Raw genomic sequence first — 22,229 nt, forward strand, 5'->3', positions numbered from 1 at the left:
ACTCCATGCTGATGAAATGAGACGTTACGCTTCGCAGCTAATTTAGGGAAATACCATGCTAAATATGACCGACATTAAAAAAATATATCGTACCGATGCTATTGAAACCCACGCATTACGTGAATTTAATTTACAGGTTGACGAGGGCGATTTTGTGGCAGTAACAGGTCCGTCTGGCTCGGGTAAAACCACCTTTTTAAATATCGCTGGGCTACTGGAAACGTTCGAAGAAGGTCGCTTTGAACTTGACGGTGTAGACATTAGCAATCAAAACGATGCCGCCAGAAGTCGTTTGCGCAATCAAAAAATTGGCTTTATTTTTCAAAGCTTCAATCTGATCCCAGACTTAAATTTATTCGACAATGTGGACGTGCCTTTACGTTATCGCGGCTTTAATCGCCAAGAACGTAAGAAGCGCATTGAACAAAGCCTTGAAATGGTCGGGCTCGCTAAACGCATGAAGCACCTTCCCGCGCAGTTATCCGGCGGTCAACAGCAGCGCGTAGCCATTGCACGTGCATTGGCGGGTGAGCCACGTTTTTTACTGGCAGATGAGCCAACCGGCAATCTAGACAGCAGCATGGCGCAAAGTGTGATGGCGTTACTCAAAGAAATCAATGCCAAGGGCACGACCATCATCATGGTGACTCACGACACCGAGCTCGCCGCTCAAGCCAAACGCAATATTCACGTACGTGATGGCAGAGTCAGCGAAAGCACTGGGGAGCAAATAATATCGACCTCAAATAGCGATGTTACTCCCTTGTCATCGGTAAACGCGGTTTCAGCGCAGGGTCGTTAAGGAAAGCACATGTTTAATTATTATCTCAAATTAGCGTTTAAGAGCTTTAAACGTAATCCTATTTTAACGGGGTTGATGGTGGCAGCTATTGCATTAGGAATTGGCGCAAGTATGACTACGGTCACCGTCAATTACTTGATGTCAGCGGATCCCATACCCAGTAAAAGCGGGCAGTTATTTCATGTCCAAGTGGATAGTTGGGATCCAAACAGAGGGTTTAACGATGAGCCAAACACACCCCCTAATCAACTAACGTGGACAGAAGCCAAAAATCTGATGTCCGCGAACAAAGCCTATCGCCAGAGCGCCATGGCGAAATCTGGGGCCATTATTGAGCCAAGCAATGGCGATATCAGCCCTTTTGAAGCATCGATACGCTTAGCGTTTAAGGATTTTTTCCCCATGTTTAACGTACCATTTAAATACGGTAACGCCTGGGATCAAAAAGCAGACGATGATCGACAGATGGTGGTCGTACTGAGTAAAGACATTAACGACAAAGTGTTTGCTGGGCAAAACTCCGTTGGCAAGAGCATTATCATAGGTGGAAAATCATTTCGGGTCATTGGCGTACTGGCGAGCTGGCAACCCTTACCCAAATTTTATGATGTGAACAATGGCGCATTTGACGAACCAGAAGAGCTCTTTATGCCATTTTATTTAAAACAAGAATTGGAACTGCCTAATTGGGGCAATACGAATTGCTGGAAAACCCCTGACGGTGAGGGATTTGCCGCCTTCTTACAATCCGAATGTATTAACTTTCAAATGTGGGTCGAGCTGCCAACGCTGCAAGACAAACAAGCGTATATGGCGTTTTTGAATAACTACGTGAACGACCAAAAAGAGTTAGGCCGCTTCCCTCGCCCCTTAAACAATCAAATACTAAATGTTATGCAATGGATGGACGATCAAGATGTCGTTGCCGACGATGCACAGATCATGATGTGGCTGTCATTCATGTTTTTACTCGTTTGCTTACTTAATACGATTGGCCTACAACTGGCTAAATTTAGTGCGAAATCTGCAGAAATTGGCCTGCGCAGAGCCGTTGGAGCAACCAAGGGTGATCTCTTTTTCCAATACACGATTGAAACCGCCGCGGTCGGTATTGCGGGAGGGATCCTGGGATTAGGCTTGGCGTTTCTAGGATTAGTAGGAATACGTCGGTTGTATGGCGATGTGCTGAACGATCTCGCCAGTTTAGACGCCACCATGATTACGCTCGCATTGTTATTGTCATTGCTCGCAAGTGTGTGTGCCGGTTTATACCCAACGTGGCGCGCGTGTAATATTGCCCCTGCCAGTCAGCTTAAAAGCCAATAAGGATAACCTTGTGACATATTCAAGCACTCCCTCATTTTTTACTGAAAATTGGGAAATAGGTCCTATTTTTAGAACGTTACTGCGCAACAAGGTCGGCGCCATGCTTATTGCCCTGCAAATTGCATTTACCATGACGATTGTGGTTAACGCGATTTATATCATTGTCGAGCGCAGTGAAAAAATGCAACGTCCGAGCGGAATTGATGAAGCAAACAGTTTTTTCATATCCAGCGTCGGCTTTAGCCATGATTATAATGGTCTTGTGAGCACGCAAGAAGATTTAAACCTCATTCGCTCCCTAAATGGTGTGGTTGACGCCATACAGATCAATGCAGTGCCATTGAGTGGCAGTGGCTGGTCGATGGGACTGAAAACCAAACCAGGAGCAGAGTTTGATGGTACAGGTACTGCCGTGTATATGGTGGATGAACACGCTTTGAACGCGCTAGATGTAGCCCTAGTGGCAGGCGAAAACTTCTCGGCAACTGATATTCAAGTGCGCGCTTCTAGCCAAACCCATTGGCCAGATAAAATCATTATTACGCTGGCAATGGCAAATCGGTTATTTCCTAATAATGGCTTAGCGGCCGTGGGGAAAACGGTATACATCAATGATATCGAGCCCATCATTATCACTGGCATTATCGATAAACTCCAGGCTCCTTGGGTGGGCTGGGATAACGTTGAAAACGTGATGTTAACCCCTGAGATACGCGATGCAAAATCCAGTGGTTATTTCATTCGGTCTGAGCCAGGTGAGCGCGACCGCCTCATGACCCAAGTCGAAAGCGCGTTAGCAAAAAGTAACCCAGGGCGGATCGTTAAAGACCTGCGCAGTATTGACGAAACCCGCCTGCGCGCCTATCGCGACAACAGCGCCATGATCAGTATTCTTATTACCGTCATGGTGATCTTAGTGATTGTTACTGGTTTGGGCATTGTCGGGCTGGTTAGTTTCAGTGTCAATCAGCGTAAAAGACAAATTGGTACACGCCGGGCACTCGGGGCAAGTCAACAAGCCATTGTGCGCTACTTCATGCTTGAAAACTTACTAATCAGCACCGCAGGGGTGTTACTCGGAGCACTATTAACGGTGGGTTTAAACATAGTGCTGGTCGACGCGTTTAGTCTTACCCCTATCGCCTGGTATTATATTCCTCTTGGTATGTTAGCGCTTTGGTTAGTGGGCCAGTTAGCTGTGTATGGCCCCGCCAAGAAAGCCGCGAGCATACCGCCAGCGCTTGCCACAAGGAGTGCGTAAAGCCACATTTACCCCTATCGCCCTCCCCCAAGCAACATTATGACCAGTGTCACCTTAAAAGAGGGTGCCACTGGCTTAATTTTTATAGGCTATTAATGATTTACACTTTTTCTTTACCTTGCTTTTAAAACGGTAAATACGCGATGATGTGCCCCTTCAACTATTCTATTCGTTACTTTTTCTGCCATCAGAACCACGCCCATTGCCTAATGGATAAATATGCGTTTTCCATGCGTTTTGAGCTCGACCCTAGATGGGAATATTTCAATTACGGAAATCATCGGTACGATTGATAAAGTGGCATCAAGAAAAGTATTCAATAACTAGAAGAGACAGATACGCCAACTCGACAGCGCGTACTTGAGATTAACGACACATTAATAGAAAAATGGGTAAGCGCCAATAATCGCTCCCATCTTGTATTTGTTGTGGTATGGACAAGCGCAGATTAAGCGTTTCACCCTTCAGCAGTACTTGACCAATAACCTCAAAAAGATACTATTGCCCTATATTCTGCGCCAAAAGAAGCTATGCACTGGCTGTATCAACAGGGTTTTCATTAGGAGCAAAAAACAGTGTTTTTGCGTCATTAATGCTTGAATAATTTATCTGGTTTCGGTACATTGCCTCCGTCTTAGGGGAGTAGCCCGCTCATGTTTTATGAGTGAGACTGTCAACATACTTGAGCCCTCACGGCTTATGGCAGTTTCGTACTAACGCAATCATTTGTGAGTGATTAGTATCGGCAAGACCTAAGGTAAATAGCGCCCCAAATGCGGGAGGCGGCTATTTGCCTTTGGTTAAGTATCCCGCTCGAGAATCTAAATGGACGCCTTTTTTACCTCAACACTTACCGTTACCCTCGCCGAAATGGGCGATAAAACTCAATTGCTTTCCTTGTTACTTGTGACACGTTTACAAAAACCTTGGCACATAATTGCGGGGATTTTAGTCGCGACCATTTTAAATCACGGCATGTCCGCTTGGTTTGGTGCATGGCTGAGTCAATTTTTGACCAGCGAATTAGGCGTCATTATTATCAATGCTAGCTTTATCGCCGTGGGTTTGTGGTTATTGATCCCAGATAAAGACGACGCCCCCAATACCACTTTGGACAAATATGGCGCGTTTGTTGTGTCTTTAGTCCTGTTCTTCATTGCTGAGATTGGCGATAAAACACAAATTGCCACTGTGTTATTAGCCGCTCAATATCAATCATTGTTGTGGGTCACCTTGGGCACCACTTTGGGTATGTTGTTGGCCAATGTTCCTGTGGTATTTGCGGGTAATTATTTAATGAAGCGGATCCCATTTGCTCTAACACGCGCCTTAGCGGCGTTAGTATTTGTTGTTATCGGTGTATATGGCCTCGTTACCCAGTTTCAATAAAATCTAGCTAGCTATAGGAAATAAATTAAGAAATGTTTTGTTATCATTAATGCCTCTCTTTTGCAGGCGATAATGATTATAATGTGCCCCATTGTTCAACGAGGTTAAGTGCTAGAAATGAAGTTTATTGTTAAGTTTATCCGTGAAGCGTTAGGTCGATTGATTATTTTAGTAGATTTAATCACCCGCCCCCGTAAGCAAAAACGTAGTCCCCAAGAGCAAGCAAAGGTAGAAGAAGAAATAAGTCACTATGCGCTTTACCAATTTTATGCCTGTCCATTTTGTGTGAAAACACGCCGAGCTTTACATCGTTTAAACTTACCCATGCAAAAGCGCAATGCAAAAGAAGGTTCAGAGCATCGTGCGGCTTTACTAAGCGGCGGTGGTGCAGTAAAAGTGCCTTGTTTACGTATTCAAAAAGACGGCCAAGACACCTGGATGTATGAATCCTCTGAGATCATAAAATTTCTTGAGCAGAAGTTCGCTTAAAAGTAGCAAAATAAAAATCCGAGAAAAAAGCCGGGGCTAATAGTATTAACCCCGGCTTTTTTGTGCCTATTCGTTAATGCGTAGGTGTATTTACCCAATGCATACGTGGCGAATAAGCCAGCATAAGCGGAATGTCATTTCATAGAATAAGGCCCATCAATTATTACGCTGTATTTCGTTAGTCTCGCCCAAACAACCGATAACACGTTAAAACGTAAACGGTGATGCGCGGTGAAAAATTGATTTATATCCAGAAGTGAACCTTAAGATTTTCCTTCACCTTGATTGTGCTATTAAATGGGTTTACCCATGAAAATATAGCTCTGGGGATAACGGCAAGGGTTTATAAGCTATGGTTAAGATAACTGAAATTTAGGGCGGCACATTATGGTTAACGTCAAAAGGATCGTGCTGGATGTACTCAAACCTCATCAGCCTAATGCCCTTGAGTTTTCGCAGGCCATTACTGAGGCTGGTATCGATTATCGCGTTAAATTAGTGGTAATTGACGTAGATGAAAATACCGAAACAGTTCAAGTTGAGCTTAAAGGTAACGCAATTAATTTTAACGCTGTCCAATCTGCTATTACCAATATGGGTGGTTCGATTCACAGTATTGATGAGGTTGAAGTGCATAATGAAACCATGGTCAATTAATATTTTATGAGTTTGTTTAGGCAGGCTCTGTTCTTGCTCGATATCACCCGCTCGCAAGGAATAGTGCGTCGTTATTTTGTTGTCAATGGCTTTGATGGCGCACTGACGATGCTTGGGTTGATCATGGGCTTTATTGTCAGTGAGCCGGTCGATTTATCCATGATTCTTAGCGTCTGTTTAGGCGCTGCTATCGCTTTGGGCATGAGCGGTATCAGTAGCGCTTATATCAGCGAGTCAGCAGAACGAAAGTATGCTTTGGGAAAGCTAGAAAGGGCAATGATCAGTGATCTTCATGGCAGTGCTCACGGTGTTGCATCACGCTGGGTCCCCCTGTTAATTGGACTCGTTAATGGCTTGGCACCGCTGATTATTTCACTGCTAATATTGTTACCTTTGTGGCTGGCACATGCGGGCGTCAACTTTCCTTTTCCCCCCCTTTATGCTGCTAGCTTTGTTGCACTCCTACTGACGTTTTTATTAGGGGTTTTTCTCGGCCGAATATCGGGTGTAACCTGGTTACGAAGTGGCATCCAGACCTTATTGGTTGCACTGATAACCGCTTCGCTTATTTACTTCTTGGCCGGAAATTAACATGTCAACATTCAAGTGGCACAATTTATCACCCGCTGATGTTCTGCAGCAGCTTGGATCATCGCTCTGTGGCCTATCAACAGAGGAAGCCAAAAAACGTCTGGCCGAATATGGCCCCAACGCGCTTGTCGAAAAAAAGCGACGTTCTCTGTTGTTTATTTTACTCGGTCAGTTCTCTGACTTTATGATTGTTGTGCTGCTTGTGGCGGCACTCATTTCGGGATTTATTGGTGAGCTGCAAGATACCGTGGCTATTTTGGTGATCGTGTTACTGAATGCGATCATCGGCACGGTACAAGAATTTAGAGCAGAACAAGCAGTAGCAGCGCTACGAAAAATGGCCGCACCAGATGCGCATGTATTACGTGATGCACATGAAGTTACGATAGACGCAGCAGAACTGGTGCCCGGTGATGTAGTGATGCTCGAGGCAGGAAATTTAGTACCTGCTGATTTGCGGTTATTGGAGGAAGAAGAGCTTCAAATCGATGAATCGGCATTGACCGGTGAGTCACATGCAATAGAAAAACAAATAGCGTCTTTAGCTGATCCTGAGTTGCCTATAGGCGACCGTTTTAATTTAGTGTTTAAAAGCAGCATGGTTACACGTGGCCGCGGCAAGGGCGTGGTGGTTGCCAGTGGAATGGCGACACAGATAGGCCAAATTGCGGGACTACTGCAAGACGAGGCGAGCGCTAAAACCCCCTTGCAGACCCGGTTGTCTCGCTTTGGCCGTTACCTTGCTTTAGCCGTGCTGGCAATATGCATGCTGGTGTTTGGCGCAGGTTTATTACAAGGGCAGCCCATATTACTGATGTTTTTAACCGCGGTGAGTTTGGCTGTTGCAGCGATACCTGAAGCCCTGCCAGCAGTAGTGACCATTTCACTTGCTTTGGGTGCACGTAAGCTCATCCGTCATAACGCTTTGGTGCGTAACTTACCCGCGGTGGAAACCTTGGGGTCAGTTACTTACATCTGCACCGACAAAACAGGTACCTTGACACAAAATGTTATGACCGCTGAGTTATTTTTCGTTGCAGGCGAAACATTCGAGTCATTGCCTGAGTCAGGCGCTAACAGTCCAGGGACAGAACTGGGATATGCCATGGCACTGAACAATGACATCACCGTTAAAGATGATAAACCCGCTGGTGAGCCTACTGAACTGGCCCTGTTTGAAGCAGCTCAAAGTGCTGGTTTTGACAAGTTTGTCTTAGAGCAACAGAAGCCGCGCTTAGCCGCTATCGCCTTTGATAGTGAGCGAAAACAGATGACAACCTTGCATCAAACATCTGACGGGGTAACTGGATTTATTAAAGGAGCGCCGGAACGGGTACTACAACAATGTACCCAAAGTTTGGGCAACGATAGCGTCACGAAATTTGACATTGCGGATGTGCTGGCTGAGGCGGCACAGTTGGCAAATAAAGGTTACCGCGTACTGGCATTTGCAAAACGTGAGTTCAATGGATTACCCGAGCCACTGAAGGCAGAAACGGTGGAGCGTGAGCTAATATTTTTAGGGCTGGTGGCGTTAATTGATCCCCCCCGACCTGAAGCGTCCCAAGCGGTAACTGATTGTCTAACCGCGGGAATTATTCCTGTCATGATCACAGGCGATCACCCCGGAACCGCGATGGCCATTGCACAGCGCCTCGGCATTACTGATGACGAGCAAGCGATGTTAAGCGGTGATGAACTAGCAAAGATACCCGATAAAAAATTCTCTCAACTCGTTGAAACAATACGAGTCTATGCCAGAGTAGATCCTGAACAAAAGTTACGCATCGTGAAAGCGCTACAGGCCAAGGGCGAATTTGTCGCTATGACGGGAGATGGCGTGAACGATGCCCCAGCATTGAAGCGTGCGAATATTGGTGTGGCCATGGGTCAAAAAGGAACCGATGTGGCACGAGAAGCGTCAGATATGGTATTGCTGGATGATGATTTTTCATCGATCGTGCGAGCGATACGTTCTGGGCGGCGCATATTCGACAATATTCGTAAGTTTATTAAGTACACCATGAGTTCCAACTCTGGTGAAATATGGACGTTGTTTCTCGCCCCATTTCTCGGGTTGCCTATTCCTTTACTGCCTATCCATATTTTGTGGATCAACTTAGTGACCGATGGCCTTCCGGGTCTTGCATTAACAACCGAGCCTGCCGAGCCGGGAATAATGAAACGGGCCCCTCGCCCACCACATGAGAATATTTTCTCTCATGGCATGTGGCAACATATTATATGGGTCGGATTATTTATTGGTGGCATATCGCTTGCGACTCTAGCCTGGGCGCTTTCTCGCGACGTGGCATACTGGCAAACAATGGTCTTTACCGTATTGACGGTATCTCAGTTGTTTCATTCTCTAGCGGTACGCAGCGAGAGTGCGTCCTTGTGGCGAGTTGGTCTGCTAAGTAATCTGCCGATGCTCGGGGCATTTATACTCACGCTATTCTTGCAGTTGGTGGTGATCTATACGCCGGCGTTCAACACCATATTCCACACACAGCCTCTACCCATGCTAGATCTCGCAGCTTGCCTGTTTATTTCTTCTCTTATTCTGTTTGCGGTCGAGATTGAAAAATGGCTAATGCGCCGCGGGATCATATATGAGCAATAATTGGGTTTTAAATGGCGTAATTAGAGGCCTATAGTGCGCGGCGCATGTTTAAGCCTAATCAGACAAAATCCATTAGTTAGATATGCACCGCTTCGTTATATGTGGTACTTGAATGACGTAGATGTAACGGAAAACGCCCCTTTAATCACATAAATAGGAACAAGCGTAGAAAGTAAGTATCACACGCCCCCCAAAAGTGCGTGTTTAGCATCGGGTCAGGCTGCAAATTTAAGAAAAGAGTGGCTTGTATCAGAGTGACGAATGGGTCAGCATAAAAGGTCGGATTGGTAAGGACTTGCTGCAATGCGCAACCCAAAGAATAAATACAACCTCAATCAGATAGATAATATTCAACCGTGGAAACCACTCGTAATTTTTTAATATGTGGGTTGTTACGATCCCGAGCGCTAATACTAAACTGGCCTTGCGAGGCGCGTTTAATCTTGCCTAATAAACTCTTTGAATCCTTCGCAAATTTCTGGGCGACTTCACGGGCTTTGGTGGTTGCTTCTTCGATCATCTTGGGTTTCACTTCATTTAATCGCGTGAAAATATACTCAACATTGGCCTGATAATTATTTTGATTGAGCACAATGCCTTTTTTACCCAATTCGGTTAATTGTTCCATCACGCCACGCACAAGATCAATATTACTCGAATACACAGTGACCGTTTGCACCGCGGTAAAACGAAAAGTTGGAGTCGCATTACCACCATACTGCTGAGCGGATTTATCTGTAATGGCGGCAGCCGATACACTGATGTCGGTCTCGGCGATACCCCGCTCTTCTAAAAATTCAGAAATCAACGCGGTATTACTTTCTATGGACGCGTAAAGTGATTCAAGGGAGTTATCAGCCACGGTATATTGAATCGGCCAAATGACGATATCAGCAGGATATTCCTGTTCAGATAATCCTTTTACAGTAACGCTGCGCTCGAACTGGCGATACTCAATGACCGAATGGCTGATTTGATACCCAAGAGCAACCAGCCCTGCGCACAAAAACGCACCTAAAATTAACGCTGGGCCTTTACCTTGAGTCGCCATAATTCACTCTATTTTTAAACATGCTTAGGCTAAAAGTGACGCTGCTTGTTTAAGTTTTCAAACACAACAATCAATAGTGTGGCAATAGGACCGACAAACAAAGAAACAATAAACCATATCAGTCCATTTCGGCCCTTACCTTGTGCCAAACCGGCGTTAATCAATGCGAGTGTAAACCAGCCGACAAAATAGGAGCTAGTATTGGCGATGGATTCGAATTCCGACATATATATCCTTGAAAATATTAAAAAATAGCGTGCAATTTGGCTTTCAATAACTAGCTTATCAAACCCTATTGAATCATGCTTCTTTTTTAACGCTTGTAACGTCTTGTTCAGCGCAGCACACGTAAAAAAGCAAGCCTAGCACTAAGTGCTGACTTGCTTTTGTTTCGCGTTTTATTGCCCAGCCCTGAATTTGCACTGGAGCAATAGTAGGCGCTATAGTTGGGTCGTATAACCAAGCATCACATAGGCTATGCCCTTAGCGCTTGCCCGGGCCCTCGATTTGTTTAGAAAGATGCACTGCCCCACAACCAAAATTTATCGGTATCTTGTATGCCGCTGTCTCCTGAGTAGGCCGCATACTTAATACCTGCTGCATAACCACCGGTAAATTTTCGCACATAGCTAACGTCTATTTCACTGCCTAGATCATCGATCACATCACTTTCTTCGTCGGCGCTAAAGTCATGATACACCACACTCCATCCGCCGCCGGCTAATTTGCCCGCTACGGTTACGTTCACATCCACAAGGCCCTGAGCGGGTGTATTAAGGAACATGTCAGCCCAGCCGTTAAATTTGTGCAAGGTAGCAAGAGGGGTGGAAAAACCATACTGACCATCATCTGAACCCAACGACTCATAACCGAGTTTTACGGTCACTGCGGAAAGTTTGACACCTGCTTCAAGCATTAAATAATCTGCATCAAAGTCAGTGGTATCCGTTTCACTACTTTGGGTGGCATATTCGGCACCATACAATATTGTTGTGTCTGCAAGTTTGCCGCTACCATTGAAACTTACGCCATAGGTATCAAGAGAATTATCCGTTTCATTATCCACTTCCAGTAAATAACTGTATCCTACAAACGTACCAACGGATGTTTTGTAAGATGCGTTGATAAGATGATCTTTACTATCAAGATCGGCGTCTTCGCCGAAAATACGATTACGTTGTGTAAGGTAGGCATAATTTAAGGTGAGCGCTTTACTTGGTGCGTATTTAACGCTAACCCCATCGAAGGTTTGTCGATCTTGGCGCCACCCAACGTGCCCGACAAATCGGTGGCTGTCCATAGCGATCACCTGCCGGCCAAATCTCGCTGTCAAACTCTCGTTTTGATATTGTACATAGCCCTGATCTAACTCAGTATGCTCAGGATCGGCGATAACAGAATATTGCCCTAGGTTATAGCCACTAGGCCCGACAGTGTAATCTCCCTCACCTAATACAATACGCGTATCTTCCACTTCAATTTTGGCTGAGAAACCTTTAAAGCTGCCGGTGGTATAGCCTAGCAACGTGCGCAGCGTTAAGGCATTGGCATCGTTAGTATCTTGCTCAACATTCTCATAACGCAAACGCAAATCGACTGCGGCAGTTCCGTCTTTCAGCGCTTGAGTAATACTTTGTTCGGCTTGGACTTGACCGATACTCGCACCGGCACATAACAGACCAATCATTAGGGCTAATTTTGATTTATTTTTATTATTAAGTTTCGTGTGTGCGATCATGTTGCTTCCTTAATTCAGAGTTTATAATTTGTTTTTTTGGCCCTTTTCATTGGCCTAATTGTTATTTTTATTCAGCGGTTTTCCCGCGAGGTAATTTACATCTCGCGTTGCTTAAACACATATCGATCAAAGCCGTAGGCGTGACGCAAAGCCTCTCTCTTATCGCGCCCTACGCTACGTTTTCTTGCACACCTTTTGCCCCATCTTGTGATTTTTTACGATGGGCCGCGACCGATTCAACTTTGCGCTGTTTTTCATACAGGAAGGTCAGTACGTCATGGCGGTAATGGTTATATTGCGGGTTATCCGCTAGTGCTAAGCGGTCTCGGGGGCGCGGTAATTCTATATTGAGAACTTCACCGATGGTGGCCGATGGCCCATTAGTCATCATGACGATACGGTCGGATAATAAAACTGCTTCATCCACATCATGGGTGATCATCACTACGGTATTACCTAAATCAGCATGAATTTCCATTATTGAATCTTGTAAATGGGCCCGAGTGAGCGCATCAAGTGCGCCGAAAGGTTCATCCATCAATAATACTTTAGGCTCCATGGCCAGTGCCCTAGCAATACCGACCCTTTGTTTCATACCACCGGATATCTCAGCCGGCAGTTTGTCCACCGCATGACTCATATGAACGAGTTCTAAATTATGTTCAATCCAGTCGCGCATTTCAGCTTTACTGCGCCCTTTACTGGTTTGCTTAACAGCCAGCTCTACGTTCTTATAAGCTGTTAACCAAGGTAAGAGTGAGTGATTTTGAAAAACCACGGCACGCTCAGGGCCCGGTTCGTTGACTTCTTGCCCATCTAGAATAACGCCTCCTTTCGTCGCCTTATGCAAGCCGGCAATAATGTTTAATACCGTTGACTTTCCGCATCCTGAGTGGCCAATAAGAGAAATAAATTCGCCTTTATTGATCCGTAAATTTACGTCCGTTAACGCGGTAAACGGTCCTTTAGGTGTCGGAAAATCAATGCCCACCTGTGTCAGTTCTAAATGATGTTTTGCCGTCATTGTCGATTACCTTTCGTTACGTATTCTGTTTCAGTTCAAACAAGTTCATTTTGCCGTGCACTTTTAAAGTTCAGCATGCGTCTTATCGCAGTACCGCACCTTTATCCCAGCTCACACGCTTTTGTAGCAACAACATCAGTTGGTCTAACGCAAAACCAATTAGCCCGATGGTCAACACAGCTACCATAATTCTGGCTAATGATTCAGAGCTACCATTTTGAAATTCATCCCATACAAACTTGCCCAAACCTGGGTTCTGAGCGAGCATTTCAGCGGCTATTAACACCATCCAACCAATGCCGAGTGACAGACGCAATCCGGTAAAAATCATCGGAATAGAAGACGGCATAACGATCTTCACAACATGGGTAAATGGCCCTAATCTAAGCACCTTACTCACATTTAATAAGTCGCTATCAATACTTGACACACCTACAGCGGTATTGATCAGCGTTGGCCAAAGGCAACACAAAGAAACAGTCACGGCTGAGGTGATGAATGATTTAGAAAACATCGGATCGTCGCTCACATAAACCGCGCTAACCACCATAGTAACTAAGGGTAGCCACGCAAGAGGTGAAACGGGTTTTAGTAATTGAATCAACGGATTAATAGCCGCATATGAGGCTTTGCTTAAGCCACAAATGATACCCACGGGCACCGCAATAATTGAGGCCATCAAGAAGCCCACGGTAACGGTGTATAAGCTGGTCCAGATTTGATCAAAGAAAGTCGGAGGCCCAGTAAATGCCCTAATGGTGGGGTGATAGCTTGGGTCTTTTAAGGTACGCGCGGCATTGCGTTGATCTTGGCGCTCATAGAATGCGTCAGCTTTATTCCGTTGGGCAAAATGCTCGTCAATCAACACCTGAGATTGTGTTAGTACTGCACTGGGCCCCGGAAACTTGCCCAATGAAGTATCAATATTTTTTGCTAATACAGCCCACAGTCCAAGAAATATGAGGATCCCGAGCATTGGCAACAGCGCATCTTTTAGCAGTGAAGACACCGAACTAAGATTTATGCGTTTAACTGGCGTTAATATTAGCGACGCAGCTTGTGCTCTAGACATAATATTTTCCTTTTTGCTTTTGACTATGGCTAAGCAAAAAACTGCTCAGCCACTTCGCTTTTAGTTAAATTTTAGTGTCGCCTTTAAGACCAATCTCAAATTTTTCAAGATAGGCATTTGGCTGAGTACCGTCATAAACAATGTTGTCTATAAAGTGCTTTTGTGGCTTCTTAAAACCAGATTCGCTGGCAAATTCAGGGAAGTCACTTGCGCTAGCTTTGCCCTCGCTAATTAAAGCCTTAGCTGCCTCTGCATAGATGTCAGGACGATAGACTTGCTTAGCGATATTTTGGTACCAACCATCTGGCTTTTGCTCACTAATTTGTCCCCAACGACGCATTTGCGTTAAGTACCAAATAGCATCACTGTAATAGGGATAAGTTGCGTTATGGCGGAAGAATACGTTGAAATCCGGCACAGCTCGCTTGTCACCCTTTTCATATTCAAAAGTACCGGTCATACTATTGGCAATCACCTCAGCGTCAGCGCCCACGTATTGACTTTTAGCCAGAATTTTTACAGCTTCAGGGCGGTTAGCATTATCTTTTTCATCTAACCACATTGCCGCTCTGATCATCGCTTTTACCACCCGAATGTGGGTGTTTGGGTTTTCTTCAGCCCATTGTTTACTGACACCAAAAACTTTCTCTGGGTTGTCTTTCCAAATCTCATAATCGGTGACCACAGGAACACCAATACCTTTAAACACAGCTTGTTGATTCCATGGTTCGCCTACGCAGTAACCATAAATGGTACCCGCTTCCATTGTGGATGGCATTTGTGGAGGCGGTGTCACTGACAATTGAGCATCGGCATTAATAAGGCCTTTTACGTCGTTGTTAGGCCCATAGAAACCAGGGTGTATGCCGCCGGCAGCTAACCAGTAACGCAGTTCATAATTATGGGTAGAAACGGGAAACACCATGCCCATTTTAAAAGGCTTGCCCTGTGCTTTATAACTGTCAACCACAGGCTTAAGCGCATCTGCTTTAATAGGATGTACGGGCTTTCCATTTTCATGGGGAATGTTGGGCTTCATTTGACGCCAAATATCATTCGAAACCGTAATCGCATTGCCATTTAAGTCCATGCTAAAGGCGGTAATTATATCGGCTTTGGTACCGTAACCTATCGTGGCGCCAAGTGGCTGTCCCGCCAACATATGGGCACCATCAAGTTGTCCGTCAATCACACGGTCAAGTAAGACTTTCCAGTTTGCCTGTGCTTCTAAGGTGACGTACAAACCCTCATCTTCGAAATACCCTTTTTCGTAGGCAATGGCCAATGGAGCCATATCAGTAAGCTTGATAAACCCAAATTTAAGTTCCTCTTTTTCAGGCCAGCCCAGTTCTTGGGCTGATACACTCTGGCTAATTAAAGAGGCTGTCACTAAGGTCGACATCACCGCAACACGAAGTGTTTTCTCGGCCAGCACAAGTGAATTTAACAATCTGTTTTTAGCCATTTCCTACTCCGAATTTTTTCCAAAAAAAAACCCACAACCATCCAAAATTTGGATCGTTGTGGGCTACATTGCCTCGCTGTAAATATGCCACATGGCAAAATTCACATTTATTTATGAATAAACACTTAGGCGTTAACGTATCTTTTGTTGTTTTTATAACTCATCTATTCACACATCAAAGATGACACACATTAACAATGTCAATTACGAATTTAATTATGCATCTAGAGTGCCATCTTTTATTTATTTTAAATATCAATGAGTTACATTTAAATCAATTTTATTTAAGTACGTTATCAAACTAATACAGTGCAATTATGCACTTGCTTTGTGCCACATGAATTGCGGCCCGCAGATAAGTTGCTTTAGGCTTTCCATAACATGAATAGAATAATGACTAGCTGTATCAGGCAAATTCCTTGATAGACTAATAGCGGGTTGCGTTGAATTAACGGTTGTTTCTGTATCGCTAACAACAAACGTTGATTAGGTTGAGATAAATCCATTAAAAACTCAGAAAATGCCTGATAGCGTAGTGCCGGATTCGGCTGCAAGGCTTTCTTCAAGGTCAAGTCTAACCATACAGGCAAGTCAGTTCTGTATTTGCTGACTGGCAGATATTCCCATTCATAATAAGCACTGGGAATATAATCCTGATAGCGGAAAGGTTTAAACGGTAAATGTCCCGTCAACATTTCATACACCACTGCCGCCACAGAAAACAGATCGCACTTATGGTCGCTGTTTTGAGTGAGTAAATATTCCGGTGCAATGTAATGCACTGAACCTACCGCAATGTTCTCTTGAGGCAAGGAATTCGTTTCGACTAGAGCGTTTACCAGAACAGTACCAAAATCGATAAGCTTTACTTCGCCATTATGATCCACCATAACATTTTCAGGTTTAACATCACGATGCACCATGTCTTTACGCTGCAATACGCGTAAGGCATCAACCAATGGCCGAATAATTCCCCGTACCTGCTCAATTGAAGGCAAAGGATTGTCTAACATCCATTGACGCAAAGTTTGCCCATCAATGAATTCGCATACGTGGTACATAAATTTCGCGTTATCAGGGCGTTTGTATATGCGCATCACGTTGTGATGTTTAATATGCTGACCTACCCACTCTTCGCGCAGAAATCCGCTCAAATATACCGGATCATCAACAAAGTTTTGTGAGGGGATCTTTAACCCATAGGTTTTACCGTCCACCTCATTAACGACTTTATACAAACTACTGCGAGTGCCGTTGAATAAGGTTTGTACCACCCGGTAGCCTTCTAACTTCATCCCGACCTCTAACGCCGGTGGCATCGCTAAGCGCATCAACTGTCGATAATGTTCGTCTAAGCTTGCATTGGGTAATTCTGTGATATGCACTAACAAGCACGTGACATTATCGTCACTTCCTGCGTTGAGCGCCGCAGCAACAATATTATTTGCCCGTTGTTCTAGGCTAACACTGGTGTCTTTGATGAATACCAGCAGTTCTTTATTCGATAAAAACTCATGGACACCATCTGAGGTAAACACAAAAATATCATCGCGCTCTAATTCGAGGGTACGAAAGTCTACGTCCAGGTGTGCTTCAATCCCCACCGCTCGGGTGAGCACATTTTTACCACCTTGGCGGGAGACATGATCAGTCGTCAGTTGCTCAAATTCGTTTTGTTGAACCCGGCTAATACGGCTATCACCAGAATGCAAAATAAAGCCAGAAGTCGACTTAAACACCATGCCGCTGAAAGTGGTGACCATCTGGCTATGACCACCATGTTCATAATCATGCTGCCCGTAACACCATCGATTGAGGCCTTGCAGTATTTTGCTGGACGCATGTTTAACGGTCCACGTTTGCGGGGTTTGATAATAATCTTGAATGAAGTTTGTCACGCACGTAATAGCGGCTTCACGGGCACGAGTACAGACACTAACACCATCAGCAATGGCGGCTACTGCACCTTTGGCGACTAAATCGGTGTCTTTCGGTAAGTAGGCGGCAAAGGCGTCTTGATTCTCTGCCTTTACCCCCGGACTGGAAAAACCGCCGAATGCTAACTTAAGTTTTTCCAATGTTTATTACTCATAACGGTAGATTGATACTTAGGTAACGTGGATCAATTCAACACTACCATCTTCGCGTACTTCCGTCATTGCACCCGACGGCTCTTTCATAAAGAACAGCGCAATAAATCCGATGACAGCGGTACACGCAATGACGGTAAAGAAGGTAGGGGTATCGACCAGTGAGTAAACTGTTAAATAGACGACGGCACCAACGTTACCGTAAGCACCGGTCATACCTGCTATCTGCCCAGTCAATCGACGCTTAATCAGCGGTACCACAGCAAATACTGCACCTTCTCCGGATTGCACGAAAAACGAACACGCCATTACAGCGATAACGGCTAACCATATAGGCCAACTTGAATCAATTAAACTCAAGCAAAAATAACCGATCGCTAAACCAGCGGTCAAAATAAGTAAAGTTTTTCTGCGACCAAAGCGATCAGAAATCATTCCACCGCCGGGTCTAGACATCAAATTCATAAATGCATACATACCCGCGAGTAAACCCGCCGTTGCCATACTTAATTCAAACGTTTCAGCAAAAAATGCCGGCAACATAGACACAACCGCTAATTCAGAACCAAACGTAGCGAAGTATAAAACGTTCAGCACTGCCACTTGTTTAAATGAATAACGATGCGCTTCGGGAACAGGGGTGACAAAGATATCTTTGTTTACGTTATAGGTGGCGTACGCGTCATATATATACAGAGCAACCAACCCGAGGTAAATGATAAGTGCTACATTTTCACTCAACAGTGATACACCTTGCGGGGACAACTTCCAATTCAGTAACGCGAGAGCCAAGTACATAGGCGTTTTCATAAATAATAGTAGGTAGAAATCCCCCACACTGGTGACTTCCATGCCACCGAGATTTTTAGGTCGAAAATAAGTGGAGCCTTTAGGCGTATCAGTAGTGTTTTTATAGTATACAAAACTGAACAGTAAACTCATCAAGCCCGTTATGCCCACCGCGTAGCGCCAGCCATCTTCGCCGCCGAAGAGTATCGCCAAAGTCGGTAAGGTAAACGCCGCAGCTGCAGAACCGAAGTTCCCCCAACCGCCATAGACTCCCTCTGCCGTACCCAATTCTTTTGGTGGGAACCACTCACTTACCATTCTAATTCCTACAACAAACCCTGCCCCGATGCAACCTAGGGCAAATCTAGCAATGACTAACTGGGTAAAACTGTCCGCGAGTGCAAACATAAAACATGGAATAGAACAAATTCCCATTAAGGCAGAATAAACGATACGAGGACCAAATTTATCGGTTAACGCCCCAATAATGACCCGTGCAGGTATTGTTAAAGCAACGTTAATAATGAGCAGGGTTTTCCATTCGCTGAGCGTTAGGCCAACACCATCAACAATGGCGCCTTTTAACGGTGCCATGTTAAACCACACCATAAACGTAATGAAAAAGGCTATCCAAGATAGATGCAGGGTTTTCATTTTGCCGGTAAAGGACAGTAAATTAAATTTATCAACGCTCATTTAGATTACCCAATAAAATTTTTCTCAAAAAAAAACCCGCTACGACTCCAGGACACGGAAAGTCGTAGCGGGCTACATTGCCTTACTTAAACATTACATTTATGTAATGGTTAAGTGTGTGTTTTAGTTTTATCGTTATTAACAACACAAGTGCATACAAAGTTTAATTAGCATCAATGATGCCAAGTTTATAAATTCATTTATTTTCAATAAGTTACTTTATTTTTATCGTTCTTAATGGAAATACAATTTCCAGAATGATGTTCAAAATAGTGCATGATGCACAAGATCTGTGCTTACGAGTGCAAGCACCTAATCAAGCGGTCTTTAATAGGCTAAAATTTGTTGTAGCCAATAATTTTTTTGCTCGTCGCTTAAAAAGCTCGCTTTAAAACTATTGCTGGCGAGGATTTTCACCTGCTGCTCGTTAATCGATAAATGCGCCGCCAACGCATGATAGTTATCGTTCAAGTACCCACCAAAATAGCTAGGGTCATCAGCGTTAACGGTCACCATCACTCCATGATCCAAAAGCGTCAGCAGATTGTGTTCACTCATGTGGTCAAACACGCATAATTTGATATTCGACAGTGGGCATACTGTCAGCGGCATTTGCCTGCTGACAAGTTCTTGCATTAAGGTGGGATCTTCAACGCTGCGTACACCGTGATCGATTCGATGTACATCTAGGTCATGTAATGCGCTCCAAATATACTCAGGTGGACCTTCCTCTCCAGCATGAGCAACACGCATTAAACCAAGCTCTTTTGCTTTTGCAAATACCCGAGCGAATTTCTCAGGTGGATTACCCAATTCCGAACTGTCTAACCCCACTGCCGTGATCACCGACAAATAAGGTGCCGCCGCAGCTAATGTTTCAAATGCACTGTCCTCACTTAAATGTCGCAAAAACGACATAATCAGTAAACTCGATTGTCCCCACTCTTTTTCAGCCTGCGTCATGGCCCGCGAAAAACCAGACATAAATACCGCAAAATCGATGCCACGCTCAGTATGGGTTTGCGGATCGAACATCATTTCCACGTGCACCACGTTGTCTTCTCTGCATTTACACAGGTAATTCCACATTAAGTGATAGAAATCATCTTCATCACGCAGCACTGAGGCACCAAGATAATATAAATCCAGAAAGCTCTGTAAGTTATCGAAGTTATAAGCAACACGCACATCATCAATGGTTGCATAGGGTAAATTCACCTGATGCTTAGCGGCTAACGCCATCATTAATTCAGGCTCAAGGGTGCCCTCAATATGTAAATGCAATTCCGCTTTAGGGAGCGAATTAATTAGGTCTGTGGTTGATGGATTATGAACGGGCATTTTTATTTTTAAGTCCTCTTATTATGCTTGTTGCAGTTTGTTACGTGCTGTACATATCGTTGGGCGATTTAAAGCGATGTATCTTAATGGTCAAACACCTATTCATTTCGCACTATCTGGAAGCAAATACGCACCACCTAAGGGCAGTTTCTACGTAACGTTCGCCGTTAGCTCTATTTTAACCGAAGTTATTGCCACTATAACCATTATTTTAACAGTCTTTAACCGTTCCAATAAGCGTACAGCTGTCACTTTGTGTATTATTGTTCCGCATAAATCACACCAAAGCTAGACTAAATGGTCAGGTTTTTGCTTGCACCGGTTTACTGTAACCATTTTATCATCGGCCCGCCCAGGCTTGAAAGAGAATCCACAATGAGAAGTCCTTATGTTTAACGCTGTATTTGAAAAGCTTTTTAAACTGCAAGCCAATGGCACCGACATAAAAACCGAATTTATTGCAGGCCTAACAACCTTCGCTGCAATGTCTTACGTTTTGGTCGTCAATCCGAGTATTTTATCGGCTGGTGGTATGCCAGTCGTCGGCTTAATTACCGTTACTGCGTTAGCTGCTTGTATTGGCACTTTACTCATGGCATTTATGACCAATTACCCTATCGCCATGGCTCCTGGGATGGGGTTAAACGCTTTCTTTGCTTTTACCATTTGTTTAACCCGGGATATTCAATGGGAAGCCGCACTGGGTATCGTATTTTGGAATGGTATTTTATTTTTACTGTTATCCGTTACTGGGGTGCGCACCAAAATTGCTGACGCCATCCCAGCGGCGCTAAAAATTGGTGTGCAATGTGGCATCGGTTTATTTATCGCGTTCATTGGCTTAAAGAATGCCGGTATTGTGGTTGATCACCCAGCAACATTTGTCACCATCGGCGATTTATCTGAGCCGGCAACTATGCTTGCGGTGGCGGGAATATTACTCACGATTGTACTCTTTATAAAACGCGTCACTGGCGCCATACTGATTTCGGTTTTGATCCTCACTTTAATCGGCGCCTTTATTCCTGTGGGTGATGGTTATTTAACTCAACACACCGATTCGTTTATTGGTATGCCAGATAGCATAAGTAACACATTCTTTGCTATGGACATCATGTACCCCATTGAGAATTTCGCCACGACTTGGGATCTTATTTTCGCTCTGTTGTTTGTGAATATGTTCGATACCATTGGTACCTTAATCGGCGTCTCACGCAGAGCAAACTTGCTCGACAAAGAAGGCAAGCTACCCAAAATTGGCCCTGCGATGACCGCTGACGCAGCAGCAAGTGTGGTAGGTGCCGCTTTAGGAACGTCCCCTGTCACCTCTTACGTAGAATCCGCTGCGGGTGTTTCATCTGGCGGGCGCACAGGACTCACAAGCGTTTTTGTCGCCTTGTGCTTCGTGCTGGCACTCTTTTTCACCCCGCTGATGAAAGTGATCCCGCTAATGGCCACGACACCAGCATTGATCATGGTCGGCATATTGATGATGGATTCATTTAAGCAATTAGACTTTGATGACCTCACTGCCCTTTCCACCGCGTCGGTAGCGTTATTGGCCATGCCGCTGACATTTAGTATTAGCGAAGGCATCGCATTGGGCTTTATCACCTACGTAGGTATCATGCTCGGTACTGGACGATACAAAGAGGTTACATGGATTACCTACGCCATGGCGGTGGTATTTGTGATGCGTTATGTGCTCGATTTAAAATAAGGCCATTGCCTTAGTTTAACGTCAGCTAAAATAAAAAAACCGTGATAGTTCAGTCCAGCTATCACGGTTTTATTGTATCTTCAGCTATATATTCTTACATAAAAA

General features: G+C 44.6%; 18 protein-coding genes and 1 riboswitch. Of the genes, 9 read left to right on the plus strand and 9 right to left on the minus strand.

Annotated elements, in window-relative coordinates; translation table 11 throughout:
• The first annotated feature begins 55 nt into the window (after nucleotides 1-55).
• The 8 genes from GQR89_RS11560 to GQR89_RS11595 all read left to right on the plus strand — a co-directional run bounded on the left by GQR89_RS11560 (nucleotide 56) and on the right by GQR89_RS11595 (nucleotide 9,138).
• Entirely contained in the window at nucleotides 56-802 is a 747-nt protein-coding gene (locus GQR89_RS11560) for an ABC transporter ATP-binding protein (protein WP_233268950.1), read from the plus strand.
• 9 nt (nucleotides 803-811) lie between these two features.
• Nucleotides 812-2,128 carry an ABC transporter permease gene (locus GQR89_RS11565; RefSeq protein WP_158770191.1) on the plus strand — a complete coding sequence of 439 codons (1,317 nt, stop codon included), beginning with the start codon at nucleotides 812-814 and terminating at the stop codon, nucleotides 2,126-2,128.
• Between the two features lie 10 nt (nucleotides 2,129-2,138).
• On the plus strand, nucleotides 2,139-3,389 hold the full coding sequence (locus tag GQR89_RS11570; RefSeq protein ID WP_158770192.1) for an ABC transporter permease: 1,251 nt from the start codon (nucleotides 2,139-2,141) through the stop codon (nucleotides 3,387-3,389).
• A 625-nt stretch (nucleotides 3,390-4,014) separates the two neighbouring features.
• A riboswitch (yybP-ykoY riboswitch) is annotated at nucleotides 4,015-4,132 on the plus strand.
• Between the two features lie 82 nt (nucleotides 4,133-4,214).
• A complete protein-coding gene (locus GQR89_RS11575; RefSeq protein ID WP_158770193.1) occupies nucleotides 4,215-4,778 on the plus strand; it encodes a TMEM165/GDT1 family protein in 564 nt (187 codons plus the stop codon).
• A gap of 117 nt (nucleotides 4,779-4,895) precedes the next feature.
• A complete protein-coding gene (locus GQR89_RS11580) occupies nucleotides 4,896-5,267 on the plus strand; it encodes a glutathione S-transferase N-terminal domain-containing protein (RefSeq protein WP_158770194.1) in 372 nt (123 codons plus the stop codon).
• A 387-nt stretch (nucleotides 5,268-5,654) separates the two neighbouring features.
• On the plus strand, nucleotides 5,655-5,924 hold the full coding sequence (locus tag GQR89_RS11585; protein ID WP_158770195.1) for a DUF211 domain-containing protein: 270 nt from the start codon (nucleotides 5,655-5,657) through the stop codon (nucleotides 5,922-5,924).
• Nucleotides 5,925-5,930: 6 nt separating this feature from the next.
• Nucleotides 5,931-6,515 carry a hypothetical protein gene (locus tag GQR89_RS11590; RefSeq protein WP_158770196.1) on the plus strand — a complete coding sequence of 195 codons (585 nt, stop codon included), beginning with the start codon at nucleotides 5,931-5,933 and terminating at the stop codon, nucleotides 6,513-6,515.
• Between the two features lies 1 nt (nucleotide 6,516).
• Nucleotides 6,517-9,138 carry a cation-translocating P-type ATPase gene (locus tag GQR89_RS11595; RefSeq protein ID WP_158770197.1) on the plus strand — a complete coding sequence of 874 codons (2,622 nt, stop codon included), beginning with the start codon at nucleotides 6,517-6,519 and terminating at the stop codon, nucleotides 9,136-9,138.
• A 331-nt stretch (nucleotides 9,139-9,469) separates the two neighbouring features.
• Here GQR89_RS11595 and GQR89_RS11600 read toward each other — a convergent pair whose 3' ends face one another.
• From GQR89_RS11600 to GQR89_RS11640, 9 genes are all read right to left on the minus strand, one after another.
• Entirely contained in the window at nucleotides 9,470-10,189 is a 720-nt protein-coding gene (locus tag GQR89_RS11600) for an SIMPL domain-containing protein (protein ID WP_158770198.1), read from the minus strand.
• A 29-nt stretch (nucleotides 10,190-10,218) separates the two neighbouring features.
• The gene (locus tag GQR89_RS11605; RefSeq protein WP_158770199.1) at nucleotides 10,219-10,416 is read right to left on the minus strand and encodes an antitermination protein NusB; all 198 of its coding nucleotides are present in this window, start codon (nucleotides 10,414-10,416) and stop codon (nucleotides 10,219-10,221) included.
• 284 nt (nucleotides 10,417-10,700) lie between these two features.
• On the minus strand, nucleotides 10,701-11,927 hold the full coding sequence (locus GQR89_RS11610; protein WP_158770200.1) for an alginate export family protein: 1,227 nt from the start codon (nucleotides 11,925-11,927) through the stop codon (nucleotides 10,701-10,703).
• A gap of 169 nt (nucleotides 11,928-12,096) precedes the next feature.
• Nucleotides 12,097-12,951 (minus strand): ABC transporter ATP-binding protein, encoded by an 855-nt coding sequence (locus tag GQR89_RS11615; protein ID WP_158770201.1) that lies wholly within the window; start codon nucleotides 12,949-12,951, stop codon nucleotides 12,097-12,099.
• Nucleotides 12,952-13,033: 82 nt separating this feature from the next.
• Nucleotides 13,034-14,023, minus strand: coding sequence for an ABC transporter permease (locus tag GQR89_RS11620; protein WP_158770202.1), 990 nt, complete (start codon nucleotides 14,021-14,023; stop codon nucleotides 13,034-13,036).
• 64 nt (nucleotides 14,024-14,087) lie between these two features.
• Complete coding sequence (locus GQR89_RS11625) at nucleotides 14,088-15,488, minus strand: CmpA/NrtA family ABC transporter substrate-binding protein (protein WP_158770203.1); 1,401 nt, start codon at nucleotides 15,486-15,488, stop codon at nucleotides 14,088-14,090.
• 365 nt (nucleotides 15,489-15,853) lie between these two features.
• A complete protein-coding gene (locus GQR89_RS11630; protein ID WP_158770204.1) occupies nucleotides 15,854-17,566 on the minus strand; it encodes a bifunctional protein-serine/threonine kinase/phosphatase in 1,713 nt (570 codons plus the stop codon).
• Between the two features lie 30 nt (nucleotides 17,567-17,596).
• Complete coding sequence (locus tag GQR89_RS11635) at nucleotides 17,597-19,063, minus strand: NarK family nitrate/nitrite MFS transporter (RefSeq protein WP_158770205.1); 1,467 nt, start codon at nucleotides 19,061-19,063, stop codon at nucleotides 17,597-17,599.
• Nucleotides 19,064-19,390: 327 nt separating this feature from the next.
• Nucleotides 19,391-20,404 (minus strand): adenosine deaminase, encoded by a 1,014-nt coding sequence (locus GQR89_RS11640; RefSeq protein ID WP_158770206.1) that lies wholly within the window; start codon nucleotides 20,402-20,404, stop codon nucleotides 19,391-19,393.
• A 388-nt stretch (nucleotides 20,405-20,792) separates the two neighbouring features.
• Between GQR89_RS11640 and GQR89_RS11645 the strand changes: the two genes are divergently transcribed.
• Nucleotides 20,793-22,124, plus strand: a complete 1,332-nt coding sequence (locus tag GQR89_RS11645; RefSeq protein WP_158770207.1) for an NCS2 family permease — start codon at nucleotides 20,793-20,795, stop codon at nucleotides 22,122-22,124.
• Nucleotides 22,125-22,229 lie beyond the last annotated feature (105 nt).

Source organism: Paraglaciecola sp. L1A13 (assembly GCF_009796745.1).
GTDB lineage: Bacteria > Pseudomonadota > Gammaproteobacteria > Enterobacterales > Alteromonadaceae > Paraglaciecola.